Genomic DNA, 21,813 nt, shown 5'->3' on the forward strand with positions numbered 1-21,813 from the left:
CTCCTATATATAGTTGTTACATTTTATTTAGCTGCTTGTTTCAATGCATCAAGAATATCTTCAGTGATTTTCTTTTTATTGATATAGCTGCGAACAATAGCGACATTCTTATCTTCAAATTGTTCAGCTAACTCTTTTACAGTTACAATAAGGTCTGCTTTGCGGCCTTGTGCGGCATTAAAATCAATAGATTCAACTTGTGCATCAATACCATTTTCAGCACAAATCTCTTCAATTTTCATTTTTAGCATCAAGCTAGAACCAATGCCATTACCGCATACAGTTAATACAGAAATCATACTTGCCTCCTCCTAAACGTATTCTTGATCTTCTAAATGCTCTGCCAAGAATTCTTGTACATCTTCAATACTTTCAAAATCAGCTGCTGCATCTAAAAACTCGTCATCTTCAAATAATGTAGCAATATCAGTCAACAATTGAATATGTTCATCCTTGTTAGGAGCACATAAGAATAATGCAACAGAAACCGGATCGTTATCAGGGCTACCAAAGTTTAATGGTTTTTCTAAGGTTACTAAAGCAGTACCTACACGTTTTGCCCCATTTTCCGGACGAGCATGTGGCATAGCAAGACCTGGTGCCAATACAATATATGGACCCATCTCACGTACAACCTCTACCATAGCCTCTGTATAAGATGGGGTAGTAAAACCTGCATCAACCATAAGTTGACCACCATGACGAATTACCTCTTCCCACGTTTCTGCGGGATAATGAAAAGATACATTATCCTCAGATAGTAAATCTTGTAACAAGCTAACACCTCCTAAATTTACTCACGTATATACTTGTATTATATCTATTCTTACAGTTTTTTCATATAACAAAATAGGAATACGGTAATAAAAACAAATAAAATTAACATTTTCCCTATTATTTTATTAATAGATTACCCAAAACTAAATAACGAATATTTATTTATAATTCTAAATTTTTATTAATACCAAAACCCTATTTTAAATTTCACTTTGAGTTCAATTCTATAAAGAATTTCTATAGAATTATACTTATTATAATCAATACCTATACACGTATGTATATTGTATATATATAGAAAGTTCTCTATACTTAGATAAGGTTATATTACCTTTAAAACAGAATAAGGAGATTTTATGCAAACTTCTATAAAAGCATTAATACTATGTGTAATATTATGTATTTCCTTAGTAACAGCTTTGCAATTTGGGGCCAATTTTATCCCTTTAGATCAAATTATTTCAGCTCTTATGTCGATGATTGATCCCAACGCCAAAGCCTCTATGACAGATACAATCATTACAGATATACGATTACCACGACTTATTTACTCGGTACTGACAGGTATAGGCCTATCCCTTGTAGGTTTGTTAATGCAAACGGTAACAAGAAACGCACTAGCCGATCCTTATGTATTAGGTGTTTCATCGGGTGCTAGTACAGGTGCCGTGTTTGCTATTATCATGGGCGGTATTCCACTACTAGGGGCCTATAATACACCTGTTTTTGCAGCCCTAGGTGCAACGCTCTCTATTATCTTGGTATTGCTCTGTGTTGGTAAAAGCAACAGCCCGGTGAAGCTCATCCTAATCGGTATGGGCATGACGGGGATATTCTCGGCTTTAACTATGATGATCATCTACGGAGCCAAGCATGAGGCACAAGTTCGAAGTGCTATGTTCTGGCTCCTAGGTAGCTTCGCAGGCATTCAATGGGGTGATTTACCATTAACGGCTATCATTGTAACCTTGTTTATGCTATACATCTATATGTTTAATCAAGATCTTGATGTGCTACTACTGGGTAATCATGAAGCAGCACAAATGGGCTTATCAGTTAAACAGTTACAGCTAAGCATCGTTATTATATCCTCTATTGTCATTGCCACATTAGTATCAAAAGTGGGTGTAGTTGGTTTTATAGGACTCATAATTCCACACCTAGCTAGAATTGTAGGTGGCCCTAAGCATAGAAACACATTACTTTTTAGTGCTCTAATCGGTAGTATCGTCATGATATGGTCAGATGTATTATCAAGAGCCCTATATAGTCCGGAAGAAATCCCAATCGGTGTTCTTACATCCTTACTAGGGGCGCCACTCTTCATTTGGATTATTATGAATCGTTACAAACACAATGGTTAGTGTATATCATATCTATAGGAGATACTATGTATCAAATTAATCAGCTGTCCTTCTCCTACGAGAAGAAAGAAGTGTTAAAGAATATTTCTGTAACATTTCCTAATAATAAAATTACAGCCATCATTGGGCCAAATGGATGTGGTAAGTCTACATTACTGAGCCATCTTTATCGACTACTACCATCAAAAGATAAAATCACATTAAATCAAAAGCCATTAGAGTCTTATAAAGGTCGTGAGTTTGCTCAATTAGTAGCAGTTTTAACACAGTCTAGGGACTCTATGATTGATGATTTTCTCGTAAAAGACATCGTCCTCATGGGACGTTATCCATATAAGCAACACTTCGGCACCTATAGCGCAGAAGATGTAAAAATTGCAGAGCACTATATGAACGAAGTAGGCATTACACATTTAGCTGACGAAGAAATTCATCACCTCTCAGGTGGCGAGAAGCAACGCGTTTTTATTGCGAAAGCTTTAACGCAAAAACCTCAAATACTGCTATTAGATGAACCTACTAACCATCTAGATATGAAGTATAAGGTAGCACTTATGAAACAATTGCGAGCTTTCAAAGGTACAACTATCGTAGTTCTACACGATTTAAATCTAGCTGCTCAATATTGTGATCATATCGTGATTATGAATAAAGGAACAATCCTCAAGGAAGGTTCCCCAACTGAGGTACTAACACCCGAAATTCTTGAACCCATATTTGAAGTTCCGTTCAAAACCTCTTGGGATGAAGGGCGCTATCACTTATATTATTAATTAAAAGAAAGGACTTACTATGTTTCAAAAATTAAGAAAGTCAAAAAAATTAGTATTAATTGCTATAGCATGTGCCACATTTGCTATCGCTGGTTGTGGTTCTGATACAACTAAAAGCACAGCTGACAATGGCAAAGCTGTAACGTGGAGTGAAACATTTGACGGTACAAAAACTGACTTTGCTGTAAAATCTTCCCCTACTCACGCAGTATCCATGTCTCAAGCAACAACAGAAATGATGCTTCAATTAGGTCTTGAAGACAAGATGGCTGGTACCGCTTTTAAAGAAGAGGAAATCTATCCACCTCTACAAGCCGCTTATGACAAGGTAAAAGTATTATCCGATAAATGGCCGTCCTACGAAGTATTTATGTCTGTAAAACCTGACTTTGCTACAGGCTGGCCTGACTCCTTCAGCAAACGCGCTATCCCTGCAGACAAAATGATCGCTCAAAAAGTTAATATTTGGATTCCTGAATCTATGTTGTCTACTAAAGCAGATTTAGAAACTAACTTTAGCGACATGATTAAATTAGGTGAGATCTTCGGTGTAAAACCAAAAGCTGAAGAATGGGTTGCAGGTCAACGTAAAACATTAGACGCTATCCAAACTAAACTAAAAGACTTACCTCGTAAACGTGTATTCATTTATGACTCCGAAGATGGCCAACCATTCACAGCCTTCGAAGGTTATACTACTAACATCTTAAAACTCATTGGCGCTGACAATGTAATGAGCGGTTTAGGTGTAGATAAAACATGGGCTAAAGGATCTTGGGAAACAGTAATCGCTCAAAATCCTGATTATATCATCATCGCTGACTATGGCAACTCTATCCGTAACGATGACGATTTCCAACAAAAAGTCGAAAAAATCAAAGCTAATCCTCAACTTCAAGACATTACAGCAGTTAAAGAAGGTCACTTTATCCGTGTAAAACTTTCTGAAATCACGCCTGGTGTACGTACAGTTGATGCTCTAAAACGTTTAGCTGAAGAAATTCACGGTGTGAAAATCGACTAATAAACCATAATAATTCAGGAATTCGCTACGTAATATAAGGATTCCTAAAATTATAGCAACATAATAAACGAAGAAGGTCCCAATTCTATAAATTGGGACCTTTTTCGTACTGCTTGTATTGCACACAGCATATTGTAGAGAGTAGAGATGTGTTGTAGTTGAAAGATTTTAAAATGGATTATTGTAAAATAGATGTAAAGTTTATTAAGTTGTATATGCTGTGACAATGCCTTTTTTATCCATTTCGATTATATTGTTGCTTATATCTTTTATCATTATTTGCCTTAATGGCCATAATTAATGGTTTGAGTGAAAGAAACTCTTCATCACTGAGTCGAATGGTTCTACCAATACGTTTAATCGGATTACGTGGGCGCCCGGCACCGCGTCTAGTTCCACCCCATGCCATATACATACCTCACTTTTCACTTGAAAAACTCCTTCTACCGATAGTATAACCGCTCATACATAAGTATGCAATATCCATTCATTATAAACAATCTCATAATAGTCTTTAAACGTGCAATAAACTGCATTTATTAATAAAATGCATAATCAAGAAAACCACATATTTATAAGCATTTTCCTATTCTCAACTTGAATTGCAACATCAACGTTGCCAAATATAGATAAATCGCTTTTATAGAATATAGTATTTAAAATCTAATGTATACCTATATTCTTTGATTACATACTAGATACAATTAGTCAAATTAAAATATTAAAATCTAATCAACAAATGGGATAACTTAATCAATCTAATACTTTAACTACAGAAAAAAAGACTGCTTTCGCAGTCTTTTTATTTCTATATATGATTGTATTAACCAAATAGTAAGTGACCTACTTCATACGCAATAGCTGCTACAATACCAGATAATGGAATTGTTACAAACCACGCCAATACCATAGATCTTGCTACGCCCCAGTTAACAGCTTTCAAACGTTTAGAGGACCCAACGCCTAGCAAGGAACCACTTACAACGTGTGTAGTACTTACAGGTAAATGTAAGAATGTAGCTGTAAAAATAGTGATGGCAGAGTTTAAGTCAGCAGCGAAACCATTGATAGTTTCCAATTTGAAAATCTTAGTCCCCATAGTAGAGATGATTTTCCAACCGCCTACCGCTGTACCCATGGCCATAGCCGTAGCACAACAAAGTTTAACCCATACTGGTACATCTAATGTATCGATAAAGCCACCGCTAAGTAATGTTAAGGTAATAATCCCCATTGCCTTTTGCGCATCATTAGAACCATGAGAAAAGGCCATCATGATAGCAGATACAATTTGCATGGATCTAAATCGATCATTCAATACGATTGGAGAAAATCTACCAAAGATAAGCAACAATACTTTCATCACAATATAGCCACCAATCATGGCCACAATTGGAGATAAAATGAGGGATAAGAAGATTTTTAAGATGCCAGCCTCATTTAAAGCATCGAACCCTACAGACCAACCTACGGCACCGATGATACCACCGATTAGCGCATGAGATGAGGAGCTTGGAATCCCCCAGTACCATGTAAGTAAATTCCATGTGATGGCACCAATAAGAGCAGCGGAAATAATGCCACTATTGATAAGAGATGCAGACATAACGATGTCACCACCGATAGTCTTCGCAACACCAGTACTAACCATAGCCCCCAAGAAGTTGAGCGCTGCAGTCATCATAATTGCCTTTTTAGGTTCAATAGCACGGGTGGAAACAGATGTAGCAATGGCGTTCGCTGTATCGTGGAAGCCATTGATATAGTCGAAGGCTAATGCTAGAAATACTACTAGCCATACTAAATATTGAGCATCAAGCATACTTCAATACTACCCGGCGGAATGTACCAACCAAATCTTCGCAACCATCGATTACATCCTCCATGGCGCTAAGGATTTCCTTCCATTTGATAATTTCAATAGGATCTGTACACTCAGTGAAGAGCTTAGCCATTTCTTCATGGTAGATATTATCCGCTTCGGACTCAAGTTTCAAAACTTGGTGCACACGGCCTTCTACCTTTACATGGTCCTTTTTAAGACTGCCCATGTAACCAATAGATTTGTTAATATGCTTAACGCATTTCACAACAATTTCACTCATACGGATAGCACCATCACTTGGATTACCAACGTGGTACATAACCATTTTATCCATGATTTCTTTAATATTATCCAAAGTAGTATCTAATTGATCGATTAAAAGCTGAATATCTTCACGATCCATTGGAGTAATGAATGTTTTACGCAAACGTTCTACAGTTTCGGTTACTAATTCATCGGCAGCTTTTTCCTTTATATCAATTTCAAGAAATGCCTCTTCTTTAGAAGTCTCGCCTTTAAACACACGTTCCATCATCTCTGCACTTTCATATGTAAGAGCAGCATGATTTTCTAAAATACTGAAAAATTTTTCTTCTTTTCCTTTTAATTTAAAAGCCATGAAGATCCTCCTGAAACAGTATTGATTGCTTCCATAAATATAATTTAATTATAGCACACTAACCATAATTCCTAAACAATTTACCACGTTCTATATTCTAACCCCTATGCGTATATGACATATATGCTATTCCTCAACATGAAATTATCTACTCTTAAATTAAATGGTAATGATAAATAATTTAATCCCCTATACAATGCAAAAAGCAGATAGCTGATAAATTATCAACTATCTGCTTTTTATAGTTACATTATGTATTACGCCTAAATAACTTAAGCTAAATTAATTATTAGCTTCCGCTGCTGCTTTAGCCGCCTCTGCTGCCTTTTTCAAATTAGGCACAGATGTTGGACATGTAGCAGGCGTACAAGCACCATTAGGACCTAAGTCTTCTGCACGGCTCACAAATGTAGTATGTAACATGTGATGTGCTTTATGGCTCATAGGTTTGCCATCGAAGAACTCAGCATATAATTTTTGGATATCTGGATTATCACAAGCTGCTTTCACTTGTACCTCTGCATCGCGAGTATACAAGGACGCAATACGAGCTTCACGAGCTTTATCAGCCATTGGTAATTTAACGCGTGGTTGACCACCACCACCAATACAGCCACCACGGCAAGCCATTACTTCAATGAAGTCATAATGGATGTTTTCTGCACGCATGCGTTCGATGAATTTACGCAAGTTGCCTGTACCATGTACTGCTGCTACGTGCAATGTTTTATCTCCAATTACTACATCAGCTTCACGAGCACCATCCATACCGCGAATTGCTTCAAATGGAATCAATGTTTGAGGTGCATCTTCACCAGTTGCTAATTTGTAAGCCGCACGCATAGCCGCTTCCATAACACCACCAGTATTACCGAAGATGATACCGCCACCAGAAGCTTCACCCATCAACGGATCGAATGAGGAATCTTCAAGGTCATCAAAGTTGATTTCTTCTGCACGTAACCATTTTGCAAGCTCACGTGTCGTAATACAGTAGTCTGTATCGCGCATTTCTGGTACATCCCAGTATTCAGCAGAGGAGTTCATTTCGTCACGACGGATCTCGAATTTCTTAGCTGTACAAGGTGTTACTGCAACAGCAACGATTTGTTTTGCATCAAGGCCCATTTTTTCAGCAAAATATGTTTTTTGCGTAGGCGCTTGCATAGCAATTGGACTCTTAGCAGTAGACAAGTTTGGCAAGAATTCTGGATAGAATGTTTCAGCAAACTTAACCCAAGCAGGACAGCAAGATGTGAATTGAGGTAATACCGCATCACTATTGATAACGCGTTCCAACAATTCAGATGCTTCCTCCATAATAGTCATGTCAGCACCAAAGTTTGTATCTAAAATATAGTCGCCACCCAATTTACGAAGAGCAGCTACCATTTTACCTTCTACGAATGTACCCGCATCAAGACCAAACTCTTCACCTAAGCCAACACGTACAGCAGGTGCAGTTTGGAAAACGACGATTTTATTAGGGTCAGCAATCGCTGCTTTTACTTCATCAATTTCAGAGCGTTCATTAATGGAATCGAATGGACAAATAGATGCACATTGACCGCAATGAATACAAATTGGATGATCCCCATTAGTTGTTAAGTCATAATAATCAAATACGCCCATGTCTACAGCACACGCTTTACGACATAAGGAGCAGTTTTTACATTTGGACAAATCTTGAACTAATGCAATATTGCCGTCTTCAATAGGTACACGACGGTCTAAAAATTGGTACTTACTCATGAGTTCCTCCTACTTAGGTAACGTTGTTATCGTTAATCGATGAAATTATACTATACATTGTGATTTTTATCAATAAATTCACATGTAATTCCTTTGCATAACAGATATTAAAAAATCGCATGATACAAGGAATTATAGGCGTTCTTCTAATTCCATCCACCGTTCTGTGAGCGCATCTATTTGGGATTGAGTCTCTTCTCGCTCAGCCATCAAGGATTGCATCTTTTCATAATCAGTAGCAACTTGACTAATCATGACATCGAGCCCCTTTACTAAATGTTCTAATTTAGGTAATTCATCCATGATGTTAGCATACTCTGCTTCTTCCGCTTTATTGAGTCCCTTCTTCGGTGTTTCTTTGAAAGTATCTTCCCCAACTGTATCCATATTACTATCACTACCATCTATCGAAGCACTTAATGATGAACCATCACACCCAGTACTAGTTTCAGATTTGTTAGTTTTATCAGTTTTAGAAGCAATAGATGTATCAGTATTAGCCATGTAAAATGGGCGCTTTCCACCACTACTTTCATCTAAAGAATCCTTGTAATCGGAATAGGAACCGTGAACAATTTCAATTTGACCATCACCACTAAAAACAAAGAGTTTGTCCACAACACGGTCTAAGAAGTAACGATCATGGCATACTGTGATAATGACACCGCTAAAGGAATCAAGGAAGTCCTCTAGCACCTCTAATGTAGGAATATCAAGATCATTGGTCGGTTCATCTAGTAATAAAACATTAGGAGCGCTCATAAGCAATTTCAATAGATATAAGCGACGTCGTTCACCGCCTGAAAGCTTACGAATCGGCACACCATGTAGCTCAGGTGTAAAAAGGAATCGTTCAAGAATCTGACCAGCACTCAACGTAGAACCATCACCCAGAACCATGTAGGAATGATCTTCGCGAATATAATCGAGAACACGCATATCTTCGTCAAACTCTGGCAGTTCTTGTTTGAAGTGAGCAATACGAACAGTCTCTCCCTTACCAATAGTACCGCTTGTAGGCTCATAGGTACCATCAAGGATATTCATAAAGGTAGACTTTCCTACACCATTGGGCCCTACGATACCAATTCGGTCATGACGCACTACATGGTAGGTAAAGTCCTTAATCATAGGGCGTTCATCAAAGTAAAACTCTAAATGCTCAATATCAAAGATGGTTTTCCCTAAACGCGTTTTTAAAGCAATGGGATCCATTTGATCGGGACGTCTAGTTTTCTCCATATTCTTAAGTTTTTCATAGCGATCTAGACGAGCCTTTTGTTTGGTAGTTCTCGCCAACGCACCACGGCGTACCCATTCGATTTCTCGTTTCAAGAACTGACGGCGTTTCTCTTCTGTAGCGGCCTCGCGAGCCTCTCGATCAGCCTTCAAGGCAATAAATTCTTCGTAATTACCGTCATATTGATACATACGACGATTAGAAAGCTCTAAAATTCCATTACATACAGAGTCGAGGAAATATCTATCATGAGTACTGATTAATAGGCCCCCTTGGCGAGCACTTAAGTAGGACTCAAGCCAGTCGATGCTATCTTCATCTAAATGGTTTGTCGGTTCGTCTAACAATAATAGGTCACAAGGATATAATAATGCCTGTCCTAATGCGAGACGACGCTTTTGACCACCAGATAACATAGCCACTTTTTGATCCATCTCAGGAAAACCCAATTTGGTTAAAATAATACGAGCCTCTTGCTCTACTTGCCATCCATCTTGTTGATCCATTTGTTCTAACGCATTCATATAGTTACGCGATATTTTACTATCCTCGCTACCAGACTCTTGCATTTCACGATATTCACGACTAATGCGTTCAAAGGATTGAACCATCCGCAAACGAGGATGGTCTCCATCAAGAACAGCTTCTAGCAAAGTTGATTCTGGATCAAACTCTGGGGTCTGAGCCAAATAATGAATACTCGCCTTACCATTCCGCTCAATAGTGCCCTTATCAGGTTCCATTTGGGCTGCCAAAATTTTTAGGAATGTAGACTTACCCGTCCCATTAATCCCTACAAGACCTAACCGTTTGTCTGTGGTGAAAGTAATATTCACATCTTTAAACAGCAGTCGTGTGCCATATGATTTTTCTATATTTTGTAAACTAATAACGTTCATCGTATGCTCCTATTATGTCATTCTGTTATTTATTATACTACACATTACCATTGACAGTAACAGGCGCCGTCAGTAGAATAAACGTAACGTATATATTCATGAGGAGGTCCACATGGCAGCAGATATCGTTTTAGACTTTTACGAAACTATCAACTTTGAACTTATCGATATCGATGGGTATGACACATTATTTACAGAGCTCTTGGAAGATGGCACCTATGCAACTGTGTCCGATGATGACGGTCATTTGCCAGAGGATTTAGAGACGTTAATCGTATTCAATGTGTACGACGATAACGACGCCTTCCAATGGAGTGTGACCCTAGATGATTCCTACCAACTAAAAGACTTGTTGGACAGTGCTGAAAGCACAGATACATTCTTAGAAACACTTCAAAAAATTCGACAAGAACATATTGAACAATACCAGTAAAACAAAAGCGATGACCTTAAATAGGTCATCGCTTTTATAATTTTATGATAGAACATATAACGTTGATAAAATAAGTGTAGTTATATAGCTCTTAACACCACCATAATTCAGTAGGATACGTGACTATTAACTAATAGATTCCTCTGCCTTCACTAATTCAACAGGCTTCTCAGCATCTAATATATCGATAAGACCATTTACAATATTAGCAGCTCCATCTACATGCCATTTACGAGCACACTCAGACATTTGTTGTAATCTTGTAGAATTAATAAGAAGTGTGGTCACAACATCCTCCAAATTATGAATATCACGGGCCCAACGAGCACAACCACGTTGTTCTAATAGCTCTGCATTAGCCTCTTCTTGCCCTGGGATGGCATTAAAGAATACCATAGGAACACCAATTGTAACAGCCTCCATACAAGTCAAAGCACCAGGCTTTGTAATGAGTAAGGATGATGATTTCATAAGCTCTGAAATATTGGTTGTATAGCCATATACAGTAGTATTTTTTTTCATGGAAACACTAAGGATAACTAAGGATTCATAAAGAGATGTATTTTGTCCGGCTACAACTGTAATTTCATCAATACCATTTACTTCATCTAAATGTTTTAATGCAGTTTCAAGAGAACCTAAACCAAGCCCCCCGCCCATAACGAGTACTTTCACAGGCTCTTCTAATTTATATTCCTCTATAGCATCACGGAAAAAGGCACGACGCACAGGAATACCGGACACATGAATACGAGCTTCATCAATACCGGCGGATACCATTTCGGTAACCATAGACTCGGTCGCTACATAGTATGTATCAATTTGTGGATAGAGCCAAAATTGATGACTGCTAAAGTCCGTCATAATAGCTACTAATGGTACATCAATATGTCCTTGGCGTTTTAATATAGACGCTGCACCACATGGAAATGGATGGGTAAAGACCATCACATCTGGCTGCTCTTGTTGGACCAATTTTAGCATACGACTTTTAAGGAGATAAGATAATGCAGTTTGCAAAATAGTCCCCCGTCGCTCCCCTTTTGATACGCGATAAATCATATCGTATAGCATAGGGAATACGTCAATCATCTTAATATATGTCCCCTTAATTAAATGCTCTACCGACAAGGTATCTGTATCAAGAAAGTCCACATGAGTAATCGAGGCTTGTGGTTCTTTCTCTTTCCAATATTCTTCTATGGCTCTGGCGGCTTGCATATGTCCCGTTCCAATAGAAGCGGACACGATGAGAACCTTCCGTGATCTTTCGTTATTCATAGTACACCCTTTCTCTGTGCATTATACCATAAATAGACGAAAAAAAGAGACCTCGAAAGGTCTCTTTCCAATCCATTAAAGATTATTTTTTGCGTTTTTTAGCTTTTGCAGCGTTAACTTGTTCTTTCAAACCTTTACCAGCTTTGAATGCAGGGGATTTGGAAGCTGCGATTGTGATAGTTTTACCGTTTTGTGGGTTACGGCCTTCACGAGCTGCGCGTTCACGAACTTCGAATGTACCGAAGCCGATAACTTGTACTTTACCGCCAGCAGCTAATTCTTCAGCAACTGTGTCAAATACAGCTTTTACCGCTTTTTCAGCGTCTTTTTTAGTTAATTCAGTTTTTTGTGCAACACTTGCGATTAATTCTGTTTTGTTCATGACAGAACCTCCTTAAAAATACTATACCTAAGAAGTATGCAAACCTCTAGGCTACTTTTCCTGCACTTTAGCCTCCTCCCAAAAAGCATCCAGCTCAGCTAATGAAAAGTCTTCCCATGAGCGATCGCTTTGGTTAACACAAGCTTCTACATGTAAAAAACGCTGTCGGAACTTTGTGTTTGTGCGATTTAGTGCATTTTCACCGCTTATTTTATACCATCTTAATAGATTAATCAAGGAAAAAAGCACGTCTCCCGCTTCTTTTTCCATATTTTCTCTATCTTCTTGGTCAATAGCCTCCTTAAATTCATCCATTTCTTCCGAAACTTTCGCCCAAACCGGATCGAGCTCATCCCAGTCAAAACCTAGCTTTGCGGCCTTTTCTTGTAACTTATAAGCCGCCACCAAAGCAGGTAAACTTTTAGATACACCATCTAATACAGATTTTTGTATATTTTTCTTTTCTTGTGCCTTTAATTCGTCCCAACTGTATGATTTTTCATTATTTTCAGGGTCAAAAACATGGGGGTGACGGCGAATCATCTTCTGAGTCACATCATTAATTACATCTTCTAATGTAAATTGACCAGCTTCTTCAGCCAATTGACTGTGAAAGACAACTTGTAATAATACATCACCTAGTTCTTCACGAAGATTATCCATATCTTTATTATCGATAGCATCTACTACTTCATAAGTTTCTTCAATGAAGTATCGACGCAATGATTCATGAGTCTGTTTTTGATCCCAAGGGCAACCATTAGGAGCTCGCAAGGCTTTTACTACATCTACTAATGGTTGTACCGATACAGACTTATCAGTATTGTTCTTCATATAGTTTAGCCTCCTCCTTATCTCGGCGAGCTTGTAAACGCTTGCCTATAACAGGGAAATGATACATATCAGCTTTTACAACGGCCTTAGTTAACCATAAGGATAAACCATATACAAATACAGCCACAATAATAGCCGCTGCCACTGCACCACCATTGCCGAATAACTCTACGGTAGTCACATACACTACCTGTGTAGCACCGCCCATAGCCATGGCAGACACTACAATTTTTAATAGCTCTAATTTATCAAGTACAGATCCTACATATTTTTTAACAAATATATAGTTTATGAGTGCCGCAATGGCAAAATTCAAATTCGTTGCCCATGCAGCACCATTAATGCCTAACTCAATAGTACCGGTCAATTTATAGTCTAAGAAGGTCTTAGCCAACAAACCAATAAAAATGGCTACCATAGGAATAACAGTTCTGCCTAGCCCTTGCAAGATGCCTGCTGTAATCTGTTGCCAACCTAAGAATATAATGCTTAAGCTAATAACAGCAATAACAGGACCTGCATGAGGCGTTGCATATATCAGTTTAGATATAGGTGTCGCCAATACACAGAGGCCGATACAGGCTGGAATAGTAAACATATTTGCAATTTTAATGGCTGTCCCAGCGCGCTGTACAATACGATGTACATCACCTTGGGCATGTGCTTCTGATACAGCTGGTACAAGACTAGCTGCTAGAGATGTAGTCAAAATAATGGGCAACCCAATCAACGATGTAGCCATCCCTGTAAGATAACCAAATTGTGTGGTCGCTTCATTGAGATAATACCCAATATCCATCAAACGCTTTGGCACGATGAATGTATCGATAAGGGATACCATAGGCAGCATAATATTGGCCATCGAAACAGGTATGGCCAAACTAAATAGTCGTTTGACTACAGAACTATTACTTGCACCAACAGCATTCGGATTCTGCTGTGCCAACATTTGCGCCCGTACACGACGTTGACGATAGTAAAAGTAAATTAATACGAGTAATCCCGCTAATACGCCAGGGAATGTAGCAAAGGTTGCACCACCAGCCGCTAAGTGTAACCCTCTATCAATGAAGTAATAGGCTAAGCCTACCATAGAGGATACGCGGAAGATTTGTTCAAAGACCTGGCTAGTCCCAGTAGGAACCATGTATTGGAAGCCTTGGAAGTAACCTCTAAAACAACTCAAAATCGTAACGATAAAGATCGCTGGAGATAATAGCTGAATGGCAAGCAATGCACGAGGATCTGTAATAATATGAGAATCTATGAGCCACTGTGCACTGCCATATAAAGCAACACTAAATACAAGGCCTAACAGCGTTAACACCTTTAAAGATACGGAAAATACTTGTTGTACGCCACGCATATCATCATTAGCTAGCTTTTCTGCAATCATAATAGATATGGCTACAGGAATGCCTGCAGCGGAAATACTAACGATAATTTGATAAATTGGATAGGCCATCATATATAGGCCAATCCCTTCACCACCGAGAACACGTGCAATAAGGACTTTACTGAAAGCACCAATAACCTTAACGATAATCCCAGCCAAGGTTAAAATCATAGCACCCTTTAAAAATCGATTCATAGGCCCTCCTTAGACGATGATTTCTGGCTAAGGGCCTTCATCACCGCTTCCGTAATGGTCAAAATAGAACCTTTCATGCCGTTAAGGCTCACATACAATATGGCTGGCTTGGAGTCTGCAAATTTCATCTTTTTCCATAAATCTTCTCGTACAGCCCCCATATCCCAGTCGGCCATTTTGGAATCGTCATGCCAATGAATGGTAAGCTGTTGATCTCTACGGACGATACTTTTAATACCAAGTAAACGTGCTTGCTCTTTAATTTGAGCAATACGCAATAATCGGTCTACCGGATCTGTTGGGGTACCGAACCGGTCAATGAGTTCGTCTGTCATATCATCAAGCTGTTCTTTTGATTTGATATGTAACAAACGTTGGTATACAGAAATTTTACGTGCACTATCTTTGATATACGCATCGTCGATAAAGGCATCTACCTCTAAGTCGATGGCTGGATCAATGGAAACCTCGCGCTCTACCTCTTTATTTTGAGCCTTCGCAATGGCTTCCTCTAACATACTTACGTACATACCAAAGCCGACAGAGGCGATGTTACCATGTTGCTGTGAACCTAAGAGATTACCCGCACCACGGATTTCTAAATCTCGCATAGCCAATTTAAAGCCCGCACCGAGCTCAGTGAACTCTTCAATAGCTTTCAAGCGTTTTTCTGCTGCCTCTGAAAGCATTTTGTCAGGTCGATACATAAAATACGCATAGGCCCGTCTACGAGAACGCCCTACGCGTCCACGCATTTGATATAGCTGAGATAAACCTAATCGGTCCGCATCATAAATGATAATAGTATTGGCATTAGGAATATCTAAGCCAGTTTCAATGATACTTGTAGACAATAATACGTCATAATGGCCTTCATAGAAATCGGTCATAATTTCTTCAATTTGACGGCCCGTCATCTGACCATGAGCAATAGCATAGCGTAAATCAGGTAATGCTGCTTCTAATAACTCACCCATATGATTAATTGATGCAACGCGGTTATATACGAAGTAAACTTGTCCGCCCCGTGCCAATTCTCGCTTGATGGCATCAGCAACGATGTTCATATCATATTCCACCACATAGGTCTGAACCGGTAATCGTTCCTCTGGTGGCGTATTGATGACGGACATCTCCCGAACACCTACAAGAGACATATGTAAGGTCCGAGGAATTGGGGTTGCACTCAAGGTAAGCACATCAATATTACTAGCCCACTCTTTCCATTTTTCCTTTTGGGCCACCCCGAAGCGTTGTTCTTCATCAACAACAAGCATGCCTAAATCTTTAAAGACTACTTTTTTATTAAGTAGTGAATGGGTTCCGATGAGAACATCGATAGAGCCATCCTCTACACCTTTTAGAACTTGTTTCTTCTCAGATGTACTGCGGAAACGATTGAGCACATCTACTTTGACCCCAAATGGAGCAAATCGGTTCCAGAAGGTTTGGAAGTGTTGCTGTGCCAAAACAGTAGTTGGCACAAGTACTGCAACCTGTTTGCCACTCATAACGGCCTTAAAGATGGCACGCATAGCCACTTCGGTTTTACCAAAGCCTACATCACCTGCCAGTAAGCGATCCATAGGAACAGGTTTTTCCATGGACGCCTTAATTTCTGCTGTAGCCTGTAATTGGTCTTCCGTTTCTTCATAAGGAAAGGCATCTTCAAACTCTTGCTGCCATGGTTGATCTGGTAAAAATGCAAATCCTTCTGTAATTTCTCGTTGTGCATAGATCTCAACGAGCTTATCTGCCAAATCATCAATGGATTTTTTTGCCTTTGTAACAACCTTAGCCCAGTCACGGCCACCCATTTTATGGATGCGCGGCACATCACCTTCATTACCAATGTATTTTTGTAACTGATCTAGATTGTTTGCTGGTAGGAATAACTTATCCGTTCCGGCATAGGCGATTTCAATATAGTCCCGATGAATGCCTTCTGTTTCTATCGTTTTAAGGCCAATATACTTACCAATGCCATGCATGCTATGAACTACATAGTCACCTGGTGTTAAGTCCGTAAAGTAATTGATTTCTTGACCCTTTTTAGGCTTGTTGCGAAGCTTACGTTTTTGTTGTCCGTAAATATTACCTTCTACAACAACTACGAGATGGCTATTAGGTAATTCAAAACCATCGGTCAATAAACCTTGCAAAATAACGACCGTATTAGGTTTTGCAATCCATTCCTCACTCTGAACAAAGGAAATCCCTTCACCTTCAAGAGCTCGTTCAATACCTTCTCGTCGTTGTTGGTTATTTAATACCAATACAACTTGATGATTGAGGCGGTGCCATTGCTTAATTTCATCTGTTAGGAGTGGAATTTGACGCTCAAAGCTCGTCATCGTCTTACCTTGAATACCGATTGGATTAAATCCAGGTAGACCTATAGAGCGTTGTTGCATAAATGTGAAAGCTACTTGATTTGTAGCCTCTACAGTACGTTGTAATTCACTCCAGTCGCAATGATTTTTACGATGTGTAGGATCTTCCTTGAGGAACTTCTTTAATGCTTCCTGGATACGACCAGGCTCATCATAAATAAGAGTCCCTTCTTTCACATAGGATAATAAGGTGCAATTTGCATCACTTTTACCAAGGAAGAAAGGTGTCACCGTATACGAATCAATTTGTTCAATGGAACGTTGATTCTCAACAGAGAAGAACCGCAATGTATCGATTTCATCGCCAAAGAACTCAATTCGTATTGGATGTTCACTATTAACAGGATAAATATCTAGAATATCCCCACGCACGGCAAAATGACCACGTTGTTCCACCTGGTCTACACGTTCATATCCAATTGTGACAAGCTGTTCAAGAGCTGTGTCGCGTTCAATCGTATCATTCAAAGAAAAATGTAACGACTGGCCTTTTAAATATTGTGGAGATACTACATATTGAGTAACCTCTTCTGCATTCGCTATAACTACGGCAGGTTCTTGCCATGCTAGCAATGCTAAAGCACGCATTTGTGCACCTTGATCTTCAAGGCTACGAGCAGTCGTTGTAAACTCCACATTGTCAGTTATAGGAAATGATAGGACTGAGATATTAGGCCAGAAAAAGGCTAAATCTCGTTCCCACATCTCTTTATGGTCCTTATCATGGACTACGATAACTACGGGCTTTGTAAGACCTGTAGCAAAAGCTTGGTTTAAGAGGAAACTCTTTTGAGATCCACTTAGACCATATATAACTGACTTTCCTTTTCGCTGAAATGCGTTTAGCCCATCCACAAAGGATGGGTTCTGTGAAAGCAGCTTAGTTAATGTATTATCCATACTGCACCATATAGTATTCATGATTATTTAAATAAATAGTTCTAACTCATTTATTATAACATTTTTAGGCAAAAAAAATAGCACCTCAAAAGGTGCAATAAAGTTGGTGCGGGAGAAGGGACTTGAACCCCCACGCCGTAAGGCGCCAGATCCTAAGTCTGGTGCGTCTGCCAATTCCGCCACTCCCGCGTCTCAACTGAAATAATAATATCATGTATATAATTCATCGTCAATCATTTTTTTAGATTTAACTAAAATTTCATGTTGCCTCTAAAAATATCTACTATATAACTAATTAAATATCTACTATATAACTAATTCTATTTTTTCTATTTTTCTTATTTTAACCTTACATATTGGTTATTATATAAATTGTAAAATGAAAAAGAGACTGACCCAGAATCCGAACTACTAGAATCCTGGGTCAGCCTCTTTTTTAGGATGATGATGAATAAATGCATGCCCTACATTTACCATAAAATATATTAACAGTCATAACACATGTCATGCTGGTAATACCAAGAAGGTATTATTCACCATAACCATGCCATCGACATTTAGGGCTTTCGAATACAATCTAGCTCATAAATAATGAAGATTATATAGAACTAAAAAATCCTTTTTACGGGTACGTAAAAAGGAGCTACTAACTTCTCCTCCCTATCTCTCGTAGGTCAAATGGTGAATGTTGAATAGGCAGTTCTCCTGACTCGGCGTCATCGCTTATCTAGCCTTCCCAGTTTCCCAGTGACTTAATTTAGACTCGCTCGACCATACAGTGGCGGGACCGTGCTGGCATTTAACCAGCTTCTCTATTATGCTTTTCAGCACCTATTCCCAAATATGATGTTTTCTATGAGTTAATATTAACACCACTACGGTATTAAGTCAATTTATTTTTGTAATTTTATTAATTCATCTTTTATTCATCTATTGCCATATATGATATTTTTAATTACAATATAAAGGTATCTAAAAATAGGAGGAATCTATGTATATCGGAGATTTCATTAAAGAATATCGGGAAGCCAATGGTGTGTCCATTGAAGACTTTGCCACAAAAGCAGGCTTAACAGTTACAGAAATTGAAGCCTTAGAAAATAACTTACAAGAAGATGGTACTGTAATACCAGTTGCGATGCGACAAATCAAAGGTATAGCAGCAGCTATGAGTGTGCCAATGCCTGTAGTTATGGCTCAGATTCCTTCCGATCAAGAATTAGTTGTCCATGTAGTAGCTGAGTCTGATCAGCCCCATGCAAAGTAATAAGGAGAATAAATGAAGCGTAGTTTATTAATTGCAGCAGCTTTCACTATCTTAGGCATCCTACCCTCTCAAGCAGTCAATATTGCTGACTTAGAGAATGCAAGAGGTTATGCCTACTTATATCGTATGAATGGTCAAAACTATTACGCAGAACAACGCGTTAAAGTTATCGCTGGTGAAGGTAATAAATTTGAAATTATCGGTCGCACCTATAGCCATCAAGGGGCTCAATATTATATGACAGAGTACATAAACCATTATTACTTTGATCAAGATGCCGATACAATTCAATGGGTCCAAGAACAACGTAATATTATCGATGCCCGTACAGGTAGAATATTACGTGAGGAAAAACGACCTAAAGCTAAATTGATTACTTTAAAACCAGATACTTATGGTTATATGCAAGCTATCTATTGGCGTGACCTTGCTGTTGCCGCTGGTCAGCTTAAATAAGCCAACGATAGATGAATTTCTTGTTTATAATAGTTTCTGTATAAAAATCTACATACAACAAAGGACTCTACTCATAAGAATGTAGAGTCCTTTTGATTATACTATTACTATAAGTAGATAAAATAAAAAAGCACCACATTACTGTGATGCTTTAATTTGGTGACCCAGAAGGGATTCGAACCCCTGGCCTTTTGATTCGTAGTCAAACGCTCTATCCAGCTGAGCTACTGAGTCATGTACTTGGTACTCACTTATATTAACACAACGCTTAAATCTATGCAAGCATTTTTTTAATATTTTTTGAGTAATTTTATGGACATGCGGTCCGAAGACCGCAACCCAAATTTTGGCAGGGGCAGTAGGACTTGAACCCACAACCAACGGTTTTGGAGACCGCTACTCTACCAATTGAGCTATACCCCTATGTTCATCAAGCCGTGCTTGATACTTGATTAGTTTAACAAAAAATAAACCCTATGTCAAGAAACAAAGCGATTTAAAATAATGAAATAATAGTGAATTCAAAAGGAAAAAGAGCCCTTTTTCAAGGGCTCTTATGTCTACCTAACTTTTACCTTTATATATACGGGAGATGGTATATATAATTAGAGAGTTTTGTATATGTATTGTTTTGTTTATACACAGGGAGAGTATTGTTGTGTATTTAAGTGTTGTTTTATGTGTTGTATTGTTTTGTGTTGTGTTGTTTGTATTATTTGTAAAAGGGACAGGTAAAAGTTATTTGCAGTAGACCTCCATTTCCTTAGTTGATCTCAATCAACTATAGTTAGTATAAAGATACTACGTGAAAACATAGTGAAAGTTTTATGAGATATATATGAAACGAGTAAATTTTGGTACATATTTAAACATTACAAATATTACTATAAAAGCAGCAATTACCTACACTTTTAGGTTTATATATATTTTTTAGATAAAACTATGCATGAATAGAATATGTAGTAGATAGTGATTATTAGAATTTAAAAATAAAGTAACATTAATTACATCATAACTATTAATAAGAAGGTTTGATTATAAAAACATGAAGAATAAAAAAGCTGTGATGCTCTATTAAATATAAAAATATAAGTGTACTATGATATATAGGTTATTTTCGAGATTATGAATGTATTGGGCCTTATATATATAAAATGAATAAAGACGCAATTTAGATGAATTTTACTGAGCTAAAGACTAATTCAAATGGATTAGTAGGCTATGAACTTACTCAACTACTTGGCGATACGGATACCAATAGTACTATGCACGAAGGTATCAGTTAATTACAAGTACTTGAAGCTACTCAACTGCGTTACAGTTCGGTAACATTGGCACGTTGTGCCGTGTTACCGTAAGGATATAGTTTGCCTCCTACCACTAGCCGCGGCTTCCTATCACACTCGCCCATGGCAGTATTTAAAATAGTCTTTTAATGTACAATACTGATTGTAGGGCTTCGTCGAACCTGATGCAATGGACGTACGCGTCGCTGCGCTCCTTTACGCCCTATTGCCCTAGGTTTCACACGCCGTCTGACACGGACACATACATAGATAGTACCTCTACAACCTTGACTGGAGACGGCTCTAGCAGGTATAAGAGCTGTGCTCGTTAGAGCACAAAAATAGAGGGCCAACCCTTTAGGGTTGACCCTCTATTTTATGCTTAATCAGCAGCTTCCTATCCTCCCAGGCCGTCTCCAGCCAAGTACTTTCGGCGTTTATGAGCTTAACTACTGTGTTCGAGATGGGAACAGGTGGATCCTCATAGCCATCGCCACTGAATCTGTCAGAGTTTGTACTCTGAAAACCACATAGAAGTTATATATATTTGTTGCACATTCTGCTTAATGTTTATTTAAGTAAAGCCCTCGATCTATTAGTACCAGTCAGCTCCAAACCTCACGGCTCTTCCACACCTGGCCTATCAACCATGTCGTCTACATGGGATCTTACTAGCTTATGCTATGAGAAACCTCATCTCAAGGCTGGTTTCACGCT

Annotated in this window: 18 protein-coding genes, 3 tRNA genes, 2 rRNA genes and 1 riboswitch; of the genes, 6 read left to right on the forward strand and 17 right to left on the reverse strand. The window is 38.5% G+C overall.

Features of this window, described 5'->3' with window-relative positions; genetic code table 11:
• Positions 1-23: 23 nt before the first annotated feature.
• On the reverse strand, positions 24-299 hold the full coding sequence (locus VCHSUH04_RS10085) for a PTS sugar transporter subunit IIB (RefSeq protein WP_199176447.1): 276 nt from the start codon (positions 297-299) through the stop codon (positions 24-26).
• A 12-nt stretch (positions 300-311) separates the two neighbouring features.
• The gene (locus VCHSUH04_RS10090) at positions 312-776 is read right to left on the reverse strand and encodes a PTS sugar transporter subunit IIA (protein ID WP_105086463.1); all 465 of its coding nucleotides are present in this window, start codon (positions 774-776) and stop codon (positions 312-314) included.
• Positions 777-1,133: 357 nt separating this feature from the next.
• On the opposite strand from VCHSUH04_RS10090, the gene VCHSUH04_RS10095 reads away from it, so the two are divergent.
• From VCHSUH04_RS10095 to VCHSUH04_RS10105, 3 genes are read left to right on the forward strand one after another with little or no spacing between them, the layout of a single operon-like run.
• The gene (locus VCHSUH04_RS10095) at positions 1,134-2,141 is read left to right on the forward strand and encodes an iron ABC transporter permease (protein WP_105086464.1); all 1,008 of its coding nucleotides are present in this window, start codon (positions 1,134-1,136) and stop codon (positions 2,139-2,141) included.
• Between the two features lie 26 nt (positions 2,142-2,167).
• Entirely contained in the window at positions 2,168-2,914 is a 747-nt protein-coding gene (locus VCHSUH04_RS10100) for an ABC transporter ATP-binding protein (RefSeq protein WP_105086465.1), read from the forward strand.
• A 19-nt stretch (positions 2,915-2,933) separates the two neighbouring features.
• Entirely contained in the window at positions 2,934-3,938 is a 1,005-nt protein-coding gene (locus tag VCHSUH04_RS10105) for an ABC transporter substrate-binding protein (protein ID WP_105086466.1), read from the forward strand.
• Positions 3,939-4,173: 235 nt separating this feature from the next.
• Here VCHSUH04_RS10105 and VCHSUH04_RS10285 read toward each other — a convergent pair whose 3' ends face one another.
• From VCHSUH04_RS10285 to VCHSUH04_RS10125, 5 genes are all read right to left on the reverse strand, one after another.
• Positions 4,174-4,347 (reverse strand): hypothetical protein, encoded by a 174-nt coding sequence (locus VCHSUH04_RS10285; protein WP_167388607.1) that lies wholly within the window; start codon positions 4,345-4,347, stop codon positions 4,174-4,176.
• Positions 4,348-4,761: 414 nt separating this feature from the next.
• Positions 4,762-5,760, reverse strand: a complete 999-nt coding sequence (locus VCHSUH04_RS10110) for an inorganic phosphate transporter (RefSeq protein WP_105086467.1) — start codon at positions 5,758-5,760, stop codon at positions 4,762-4,764.
• Positions 5,753-6,382, reverse strand: coding sequence for a DUF47 domain-containing protein (locus VCHSUH04_RS10115; protein ID WP_105086468.1), 630 nt, complete (start codon positions 6,380-6,382; stop codon positions 5,753-5,755). The genes VCHSUH04_RS10110 and VCHSUH04_RS10115 overlap by 8 nt, the downstream gene beginning before the upstream one ends.
• Before the next feature lie 282 nt (positions 6,383-6,664).
• Positions 6,665-8,134, reverse strand: coding sequence for a [FeFe] hydrogenase, group A (locus tag VCHSUH04_RS10120; RefSeq protein ID WP_105086469.1), 1,470 nt, complete (start codon positions 8,132-8,134; stop codon positions 6,665-6,667).
• Positions 8,135-8,266: 132 nt separating this feature from the next.
• Positions 8,267-10,273, reverse strand: a complete 2,007-nt coding sequence (locus VCHSUH04_RS10125) for an ABC-F family ATP-binding cassette domain-containing protein (protein WP_105086470.1) — start codon at positions 10,271-10,273, stop codon at positions 8,267-8,269.
• A 112-nt stretch (positions 10,274-10,385) separates the two neighbouring features.
• Between VCHSUH04_RS10125 and VCHSUH04_RS10130 the strand changes: the two genes are divergently transcribed.
• Positions 10,386-10,706 (forward strand): hypothetical protein, encoded by a 321-nt coding sequence (locus VCHSUH04_RS10130; protein ID WP_105086471.1) that lies wholly within the window; start codon positions 10,386-10,388, stop codon positions 10,704-10,706.
• 126 nt (positions 10,707-10,832) lie between these two features.
• On the opposite strand, the gene VCHSUH04_RS10135 is transcribed toward VCHSUH04_RS10130, so the two are convergent.
• The 6 genes from VCHSUH04_RS10135 to VCHSUH04_RS10160 form a co-directional block, all read right to left on the reverse strand.
• Positions 10,833-11,987 (reverse strand): glycosyltransferase, encoded by a 1,155-nt coding sequence (locus VCHSUH04_RS10135; RefSeq protein WP_105086472.1) that lies wholly within the window; start codon positions 11,985-11,987, stop codon positions 10,833-10,835.
• An 82-nt stretch (positions 11,988-12,069) separates the two neighbouring features.
• Entirely contained in the window at positions 12,070-12,369 is a 300-nt protein-coding gene (locus tag VCHSUH04_RS10140) for an HU family DNA-binding protein (RefSeq protein WP_005385694.1), read from the reverse strand.
• Positions 12,370-12,420: 51 nt separating this feature from the next.
• The gene (gene mazG / locus VCHSUH04_RS10145; RefSeq protein ID WP_105086473.1) at positions 12,421-13,203 is read right to left on the reverse strand and encodes a nucleoside triphosphate pyrophosphohydrolase; all 783 of its coding nucleotides are present in this window, start codon (positions 13,201-13,203) and stop codon (positions 12,421-12,423) included.
• Positions 13,187-14,794, reverse strand: a complete 1,608-nt coding sequence (locus VCHSUH04_RS10150) for a polysaccharide biosynthesis protein (protein WP_105086474.1) — start codon at positions 14,792-14,794, stop codon at positions 13,187-13,189. Before VCHSUH04_RS10150 ends, mazG begins: the two co-directional genes overlap by 17 nt.
• Positions 14,791-18,087, reverse strand: a complete 3,297-nt coding sequence (gene mfd / locus VCHSUH04_RS10155; RefSeq protein ID WP_105086475.1) for a transcription-repair coupling factor — start codon at positions 18,085-18,087, stop codon at positions 14,791-14,793. The genes VCHSUH04_RS10150 and mfd overlap by 4 nt, the downstream gene beginning before the upstream one ends.
• Positions 18,088-18,191: 104 nt before the next feature.
• Positions 18,192-18,276: transfer RNA gene (locus tag VCHSUH04_RS10160), tRNA-Leu, on the reverse strand.
• A gap of 488 nt (positions 18,277-18,764) precedes the next feature.
• A riboswitch (cobalamin riboswitch) is annotated at positions 18,765-18,937 on the reverse strand.
• Between the two features lie 141 nt (positions 18,938-19,078).
• On the opposite strand from VCHSUH04_RS10160, the gene VCHSUH04_RS10165 reads away from it, so the two are divergent.
• Together VCHSUH04_RS10165 and VCHSUH04_RS10170 are read left to right on the forward strand one after the other, a co-directional pair.
• Positions 19,079-19,354, forward strand: a complete 276-nt coding sequence (locus VCHSUH04_RS10165) for a helix-turn-helix transcriptional regulator (RefSeq protein ID WP_060924083.1) — start codon at positions 19,079-19,081, stop codon at positions 19,352-19,354.
• 12 nt (positions 19,355-19,366) lie between these two features.
• Complete coding sequence (locus VCHSUH04_RS10170; RefSeq protein WP_105086476.1) at positions 19,367-19,810, forward strand: hypothetical protein; 444 nt, start codon at positions 19,367-19,369, stop codon at positions 19,808-19,810.
• Between the two features lie 157 nt (positions 19,811-19,967).
• Here VCHSUH04_RS10170 and VCHSUH04_RS10175 read toward each other — a convergent pair.
• The 4 genes from VCHSUH04_RS10175 to VCHSUH04_RS10190 form a co-directional block, all read right to left on the reverse strand.
• Positions 19,968-20,044, reverse strand: a tRNA-Arg gene (locus tag VCHSUH04_RS10175).
• Positions 20,045-20,157: 113 nt separating this feature from the next.
• Positions 20,158-20,233 (reverse strand) — tRNA-Trp (locus tag VCHSUH04_RS10180).
• 1,247 nt (positions 20,234-21,480) lie between these two features.
• Positions 21,481-21,597 (reverse strand): 5S ribosomal RNA (gene rrf / locus VCHSUH04_RS10185).
• A gap of 74 nt (positions 21,598-21,671) precedes the next feature.
• Positions 21,672-21,813: ribosomal RNA gene (locus VCHSUH04_RS10190) — 23S ribosomal RNA — on the reverse strand; the annotation flags it as partial.

Source organism: Veillonella sp. T14073-2 (assembly GCF_002959875.1).
GTDB lineage: Bacteria > Bacillota > Negativicutes > Veillonellales > Veillonellaceae > Veillonella > Veillonella infantium.

Excerpts from the sequence above, each read along its gene's own strand:
- VCHSUH04_RS10085 (WP_199176447.1), bottom strand. The coding sequence starts at position 299 with ATGATTTCTGTATTAACTGTATGCGGTAATGGCATTGGTTCTAGCTTG.
- VCHSUH04_RS10095 (WP_105086464.1), top strand. The coding sequence starts at position 1,134 with ATGCAAACTTCTATAAAAGCATTAATACTATGTGTAATATTATGTATT.
- VCHSUH04_RS10100 (WP_105086465.1), top strand. The coding sequence starts at position 2,168 with ATGTATCAAATTAATCAGCTGTCCTTCTCCTACGAGAAGAAAGAAGTG.
- VCHSUH04_RS10105 (WP_105086466.1), top strand. The coding sequence starts at position 2,934 with ATGTTTCAAAAATTAAGAAAGTCAAAAAAATTAGTATTAATTGCTATA.
- VCHSUH04_RS10285 (WP_167388607.1), bottom strand. The coding sequence starts at position 4,347 with ATGGCATGGGGTGGAACTAGACGCGGTGCCGGGCGCCCACGTAATCCG.
- VCHSUH04_RS10110 (WP_105086467.1), bottom strand. The coding sequence starts at position 5,760 with ATGCTTGATGCTCAATATTTAGTATGGCTAGTAGTATTTCTAGCATTA.
- VCHSUH04_RS10115 (WP_105086468.1), bottom strand. The coding sequence starts at position 6,382 with ATGGCTTTTAAATTAAAAGGAAAAGAAGAAAAATTTTTCAGTATTTTA.
- VCHSUH04_RS10120 (WP_105086469.1), bottom strand. The coding sequence starts at position 8,134 with ATGAGTAAGTACCAATTTTTAGACCGTCGTGTACCTATTGAAGACGGC.
- VCHSUH04_RS10125 (WP_105086470.1), bottom strand. The coding sequence starts at position 10,273 with ATGAACGTTATTAGTTTACAAAATATAGAAAAATCATATGGCACACGA.
- VCHSUH04_RS10130 (WP_105086471.1), top strand. The coding sequence starts at position 10,386 with ATGGCAGCAGATATCGTTTTAGACTTTTACGAAACTATCAACTTTGAA.
- VCHSUH04_RS10135 (WP_105086472.1), bottom strand. The coding sequence starts at position 11,987 with ATGAATAACGAAAGATCACGGAAGGTTCTCATCGTGTCCGCTTCTATT.
- VCHSUH04_RS10140 (WP_005385694.1), bottom strand. The coding sequence starts at position 12,369 with ATGAACAAAACAGAATTAATCGCAAGTGTTGCACAAAAAACTGAATTA.
- mazG (WP_105086473.1), bottom strand. The coding sequence starts at position 13,203 with ATGAAGAACAATACTGATAAGTCTGTATCGGTACAACCATTAGTAGAT.
- VCHSUH04_RS10150 (WP_105086474.1), bottom strand. The coding sequence starts at position 14,794 with ATGAATCGATTTTTAAAGGGTGCTATGATTTTAACCTTGGCTGGGATT.
- mfd (WP_105086475.1), bottom strand. The coding sequence starts at position 18,087 with ATGGATAATACATTAACTAAGCTGCTTTCACAGAACCCATCCTTTGTG.
- VCHSUH04_RS10165 (WP_060924083.1), top strand. The coding sequence starts at position 19,079 with ATGTATATCGGAGATTTCATTAAAGAATATCGGGAAGCCAATGGTGTG.
- VCHSUH04_RS10170 (WP_105086476.1), top strand. The coding sequence starts at position 19,367 with ATGAAGCGTAGTTTATTAATTGCAGCAGCTTTCACTATCTTAGGCATC.